This is a genomic window from Allocoprococcus comes (assembly GCF_013300725.1).
Lineage (GTDB): Bacteria > Bacillota > Clostridia > Lachnospirales > Lachnospiraceae > Allocoprococcus > Allocoprococcus comes_A.
In genome coordinates, this window is the sequence record NZ_JAAIMM010000073.1 from 1 (window position 1) to 1656 (window position 1656).

At 52.8% G+C, this 1656-nt stretch carries 1 rRNA gene; it reads right to left on the reverse strand.

The features are described from left to right. Positions 1–20: 20 nt before the first annotated feature. Positions 21–1656, reverse strand: a 23S ribosomal RNA gene (locus G4407_RS15995); the annotation flags it as partial.

A 1656-nucleotide genomic window follows, 5' to 3' on the forward strand; every position in this document is an offset into this window, starting at 1 on the left:
TCTTACCCTGTCCTACCTTCTTGGTTATGCCCTCGACCGATTAGTAACAGTCAGCTCCATGCATTACTGCACTTCCACCTCTGCCCTATCTACCTTGTCGTCTTCAAGGGGTCTTACTACTTACGTAGGGATATCTCATCTTGAGGGGGGCTTCACGCTTAGATGCCTTCAGCGTTTATCCCTTCCTGACTTGGCTACTCTGCCATGCTCCTGGCGGAACAACAGATACACCAGCGGTCAGTCCAGCCCGGTCCTCTCGTACTAAGGCCAGCTCCTCTCAAATATCCTACGCCCACGCCGGATAGGGACCGAACTGTCTCACGACGTTCTGAACCCAGCTCGCGTACCGCTTTAATGGGCGAACAGCCCAACCCTTGGGACCTACTTCAGCCCCAGGATGCGATGAGCCGACATCGAGGTGCCAAACCACTCCGTCGATGTGAACTCTTGGGAGTGATAAGCCTGTTATCCCCAGGGTAGCTTTTATCCGTTGAGCGATGGCAATCCCACTTTATACCACCGGATCACTAAGTCCTACTTTCGTACCTGCTCCACCCGTCGGTGTCGCAGTCAAGCTCCCTTCTGCCTTTGCACTCTTCGAATGGTTTCCAACCATTCTGAGGGAACCTTTGAGCGCCTCCGATACCCTTTCGGAGGCGACCGCCCCAGTCAAACTCCCCACCTGACATTGTCCCCCAGCCGGGTCACGGCTGCTGGTTAGAAATCCAATACTGCAAGGGTGGTATCCCAACAGTGGCTCTGCATCAACTGGCGTCAATGCTTCATAGCCTCCCACCTATCCTGTACATACAATATCGAATCCCAGTATCAAGCTGGAGTAAAGCTCCATGGGGTCTTTCCGTCCTGGCGCAGGTAACCAGCATCTTCACTGGTATTTCAATTTCACCGGGTGCATTGTTGAGACAGTGCCCAAATCATTACGCCTTTCGTGCGGGTCGGAACTTACCCGACAAGGAATTTCGCTACCTTAGGACCGTTATAGTTACGGCCGCCGTTTACTGGGGCTTAAGTTCAAAGCTTCGCGTTACCGCTAACCTCTCCCCTTAACCTTCCAGCACCGGGCAGGCGTCAGCCCATATACTTCACCTTACGGTTTTGCATAGACCTGTGTTTTTGCTAAACAGTTGCTTGGGCCAATTCTCTGCGGCCAGCTCTCACTGGCACTCCTTCTCCCGAAGTTACGGAGTCATTTTGCCGAGTTCCTTAACAATGCTTCTCCCGTCGGCCTTAGGATTCTCTCCTCACCTACCTGTGTCGGTTTACGGTACGGGTACAGTACAAACAATAGCGGCTTTTCTTGGCAGCTGGCTCACACATTTCCCTACTTCAGTTCGGTATGCATCACGTCTTCGGATTGTCACGCGGATTTGCCAACGCGACTCCTACCTCGCTTGCCACGGGATTCCATTCCCGCTAGTGCTCTCCCTCTGCGTCCCCACAGTTCTGTTATACTGCAGTACAGGAATTTCAACCTGTTGTCCATCGGCTACGTCTTTCGACCTCACCTTAGGCCCCGACTTACCCAGAGCAGATCAGCTTTACTCTGGAAACCTTGGGTATTCGGCCGGAAGGATTCTCACCTTCCTCTCGCTACTCATTCCGGCATTCTCTCTTCTTAAAAGTCCACAGCTCCTT